4 protein-coding genes and 1 pseudogene are annotated in these 3,683 nt (G+C 37.8%); 4 read left to right on the top strand and 1 reads right to left on the bottom strand.

The window, feature by feature from the left end; genetic code table 11:
• The 3 genes from ACEW8O_RS20715 to ACEW8O_RS20705 form a co-directional block, all read left to right on the top strand.
• A partial coding sequence (locus ACEW8O_RS20715) for a CBS domain-containing protein (RefSeq protein ID WP_373496535.1) occupies positions 1 to 217 on the top strand: 217 nt, incomplete at its 5' end.
• Positions 218 to 471: 254 nt separating this feature from the next.
• Positions 472 to 2,367, top strand: a complete 1,896-nt coding sequence (locus ACEW8O_RS20710; protein WP_373496534.1) for an ABC transporter permease — start codon at positions 472 to 474, stop codon at positions 2,365 to 2,367.
• Positions 2,342 to 2,842, top strand: coding sequence for an ABC transporter permease (locus ACEW8O_RS20705; RefSeq protein WP_373496533.1), 501 nt, complete (start codon positions 2,342 to 2,344; stop codon positions 2,840 to 2,842). Before ACEW8O_RS20710 ends, ACEW8O_RS20705 begins: the two co-directional genes overlap by 26 nt.
• Here ACEW8O_RS20705 and ACEW8O_RS20700 read toward each other — a convergent pair.
• Entirely contained in the window at positions 2,788 to 3,102 is a 315-nt protein-coding gene (locus ACEW8O_RS20700) for a hypothetical protein (RefSeq protein WP_373496532.1), read from the bottom strand. The genes ACEW8O_RS20705 and ACEW8O_RS20700 overlap by 55 nt on opposite strands.
• A gap of 177 nt (positions 3,103 to 3,279) precedes the next feature.
• Here ACEW8O_RS20700 and ACEW8O_RS20695 point away from each other — a divergent pair.
• Positions 3,280 to 3,683: pseudogene (locus ACEW8O_RS20695) on the top strand (type II restriction endonuclease); the annotation flags it as partial.

Here is a 3,683-nt window from a genome sequence, read left to right as displayed (position 1 = left end):
TAACATATCATTGGGTAACTTACAAAAATTCATCAGACCGATTCTATTCGTAAAAAGTACGCAAAGCATAATCCAAGTGCTTAAAGACCTAAATACAAAAAGGTATCATTTGGCAATTGTAGAAAATGAAAATGGAGAATTCAAAGGTTTGGTGACCTTAGAAGATATTGTGGAAGAAATAGTCGGTGAAATTGCAGATGAATTTGATAAAGAATGAATGTATTGATTATATTTTTTTTTCCTATGATCATTTAGAGTGGCTTGGTAAAAATTCTAAATTTGTCCATTTACGAACATTTTTGTCCGCCTCAATCTCAAATTAAACTTGGAAAGTAATTCCAGGGTGTATATTCAAGTGTCTGAACTGGCATGAAAATAGAAATAATTAGTTCCAAATTGAATAACCAACGCTATTCATCAATTGACTGAATCTATTCGTAACCTGAAATATTTTCTATAAGTTTTCACACCATGGTCAAAAACTACTTCAAAATTCTGTTTCGGCAACTTTTAAAAAACAAAGCATATTCCATCATCAATATCGGAGGATTAGCCATTGGAATAAGTGCAGTTTTGCTGATTTTACTTTATGTGAAATTTGAAAAAAGTTATGATGGTGATTTAATACTTTCAGAGCATCTCTATCGAGTCTATCTAACTTCGTTTTCAGAAGGCAATTTGGTAGAAAATAGCAGTAGAACTTCACCTGCAATGGGAAGTGTATTTAAAGAAGAGATACCGGCTGTATCAGAGTTTAGCAGGGTAGTGATTCTGGGTGAAGTTATTGCCGGGCATGAAGAAGAGTTTGTAAGGGAGGAGAATATCTTTTTGTCAGATGCCGCATATATAGATTTTTTTGATCTGAAAATTTTGCAGGGAGATGCTGACCTTATTCAGGAACCTTTGAAAGCCATGATTTCAGATGAGATCTCAGGTAAAATTTTTGGAAATACAGATCCCGTTGGAAAAATGTTGGAGATCAATAGTACAAACTTCGATGGGACTGTGGAATTTGAAATTGTCGGACTTTATGAATCCCCACAGGAAAACAGACACCTCAAGCCCCAAATATTGATTTCCTACGCTTCTTTGTACCATTTCGTAGGAAAGGAAATAGATCAATCCTTTGAATGGTTAAATCTGTATACCTTTTTAAAATTGGAAGGGCGCCAGGATATTTCTGAACTTGATGCGCAACTGAATGCCTCTTTGCAAAAACACCAGGGGGAGAAATTGAAAAATACCCAAACCGACTGGCAGGTCAATCTTCAGCCTGTTACGGAAATCCATACCGGTACAGCCACTATGGGAGAGTACGAGAAAGGCGTTGATGGTAAAAAGCTTCAGTATTTTATCTGGATTGCTGCATTTGTGTTGTTGATGGTCTACATGAACAGTATCAATATTGCCAATGCAAAAGCAATGAATAGGTCAAAGGAAATAGGTGTACGAAAGGTATCAGGTGGCAGCAAAAAACAGTTGTTTTTCCAGTTTATGATGGAATCTTTGACCATAAATTTGATAGCCGTTTTAGTGGCTGCTTTGATTATAACCCTTATTGGAAGTCAACTGGTTTCACTTTTAAACTTAAACTTGCCAGAGTCCACCTTTTCTTTGGGGGCTAATTATCCTCTCCTATTATTTTTATGGATATTCGGAACACTTGTTTCAGGTGTTTATCCAGCATTGGTTCTCACCTCCTTTTCTCCTGCACAGGCCTTAAAAGGCACCCTCAAATTCAAGTTGAAAACAGCATTTGCAAGGCCCCTGCTTATTTCCCAGTTAGTCTTTTGTCTGATTATCCTTTCAGGAATCATGACCGTCTATTACCAATTGAACCATATGCGTCAGCAGGAATTAGGGATTGCTTTGGTCGATAAAATCGTGGTCCGTTCGCCAATGCTATTTGTTGATGGCAGTGGAAATTATCAAGAGCAGATCCAACAGCATTTCGGACAGGTTCCGGGGGTTAAAAACGTGGCTGTGACCAATGAAATTCCGGGCAATGAAGTGTATTGGCGCTCAGATCAGTTTTACAGGGAAGGAGGATCCAAAAACGGAATCATGTACACCATGCTGAATGTAGGCGATCAATACTTTGATGTATTTGAAATAGGTCTGAAAGCCGGGAGGTATTTTAATACCGCTTCGGAAGACGGTTCTGAAGCCATTGTCAATGAAAAAGCCCGTGAATTTCTAGGCTTCCAGTCGAATACCGATGCCATTGGCCATAAATTGATGTATGGTGGGTTTGGAGAACCTCAGGAAGTTGAAATCGTGGGAGTGGTTGACAATTATCGCCAACAGGGAGTCAATATAGCTCGATGTAGAAAAAGGGTTGATGGCACAGACATTACCAAAGCTTGAAGCAAGTTTTCAAGCCAATTTTCCAACTTCTCCTTTTGAGTATTATTTTCTGGATGAGCATTTTGACAAACAATATAAAAGTGAACAGCAGTTTGTCCAATTATTCAGCTTAGCCGCATTGGTTGCTATTATTATCGCAGTCATGGGTATCATAGGAGTGACTACCCAATTGATCATACAGCGTAATAAGGAAGTCAGTATCCGCAAGATTCTTGGGGCTTCCTACAAAGAAGTTTTCTATCTGATTTCAAAAGAATACCTGACTTGGTTGGGAGTTTGTTTTGTCGTGGGCATACCGCTCTCCTATATACTGTTTTCAGGATGGCTGGAAAATTTCCTCACCAAAATTACCTTGGGATGGTGGTTTTATATACTTCCTGCCTTAGCAGTAACAGTGATTTTCATCAGTGCCACATTATTTCAGACAATAAAAGTATCCCTGGTCAATCCTGCGGAAACCTTAAAAAGTGAGTAGGAAAATTTTAAAAATTCAAACACCAAAAAACACCCTACACAGGTCTCCTTTGTGCCGGCTAAAATGAACTCATCGGCTTCCACATGCTTTTTAAATTCATAAATCAACTTAAGCAAAAGCTTTCCTTTCTGTATCCTGTCCATTGGAAATGGGTGTAAATTGACACTAGTGATCTTGTGGAGCTTTTCTTCTATCTGCCTCTCTCTCTGTTCCAGTTCTGCTATAATCTCAAAGACATCCATTGTTGATATAATTATCATTTTTATGTCAATAATATTAGCAAAATAATTTCACATGGAAATAAACATTTTTAAAGATTTTCGGTCAATTCAAGTCAATTTTGAACAAAAAACTAAAGTACTAAAGCACATTTATTGCAAATCCAACCAAAAACAAGCAAATTGTTTGATGAAATTTTTCACCTCTAATTCAGGAAAATGAACCATAAAATCCTTAAACCAAGGCAAGCCTTAAACAAAGCATTTTTAAAAGTAAAACCTGTAAGAACCCAAATTGAGGTATTTAAAGGAAATTTGATCAGGTTGTTAGACCAAATCAATGAATATGAATCAGAGGAGTTTCATAAAAACCTCGTCTCTGACTTTCTCAAACGGACTTACTACGAACCTGATTTTTCTATCAACACCAAGGGTAGAAATGACATGGTCATCCATAACGGTAAAGATGGCAAAAGTCCTGTAGGAGTGATCTTGGAAACCAAGAAACCTACGAATAGGGGAGAGATGATTTCTTTGATTTCTGGTTCATCGGGCAAAGGTTTTAAAGCCCTCACCCCTGAGCGATCCCTTCAAGGTCAAAACACCCTCACCCCCCAGCCCCC

This window comes from Aquiflexum sp., from assembly GCF_041749095.1.
Classification (GTDB): domain Bacteria; phylum Bacteroidota; class Bacteroidia; order Cytophagales; family Cyclobacteriaceae; genus Aquiflexum.
Note: the sequence above shows the minus strand (reverse complement) of the source record. Positions and strands in the feature narration are given on the sequence as shown.